The sequence below is a fragment of the Psychrobacter sp. 1Y4 genome, from assembly GCF_051847555.1.
Genome location: NZ_JBPYDE010001112.1, coordinates 1 through 528 on the forward strand (window position 1 = coordinate 1; position 528 = coordinate 528).

1 protein-coding gene and 1 pseudogene are annotated in these 528 nt (G+C 38.1%); both read right to left on the reverse strand.

Annotation, left to right across the window (positions count from 1 at the left end; all coding sequences use genetic code 11):
- Positions 1-85: 85 nt before the first annotated feature.
- Entirely contained in the window at positions 86-160 is a 75-nt protein-coding gene (pqqA, locus tag ACS8FC_RS20680) for a pyrroloquinoline quinone precursor peptide PqqA (RefSeq protein WP_075107140.1), read from the reverse strand.
- Between the two features lie 135 nt (positions 161-295).
- Positions 296-528, reverse strand: a pseudogene (locus tag ACS8FC_RS20685) (hypothetical protein); the annotation flags it as partial.

The following is a 528-nucleotide window of genomic DNA, read 5'->3' on the forward strand; positions in this document are numbered from 1 at the left end:
ATACATAGCGCAATATTTCCAAATGTCAAAAAAAGTAAAAGCCCTAATCATCTAGGGCTTTTAATGTATTCAGGTCTATGAGTTTTTAGCGTGCTTCAAAATACATAGTGATTTCGAAACCGATACGGATGTCTTGAAAAGCTGGTTTAGTCCACTGCATGGGATTACTCCAAAAAGTTATTATAGGATCATCGTTGAGATGAATGAAAGCAATTATCAATGGTATTATAAGCCGACCCTGAATGTCAATTTGTTAGATGTTAACTTTCAAACTCAACACGCCCTAATATTTAGACTAAAAGCGATAAGTCACTCTACCGACTACGTTTAAAGGCTCGCCATACGTTAATCCAAAGAAGTTTTCGCCAGCAAGATACTTTTGGTTGAATAAATTGTTGACGTTAAGCTGTGCTTCTAGGTTGTCATTGATGGCATATTTGGCCATGATGCTCGCTAGTGTCACATTGTCTTGACCATATTTTTCAGATTGCCCAGTCACAGGGTTGGTGACAACACCATAGTAGCCGT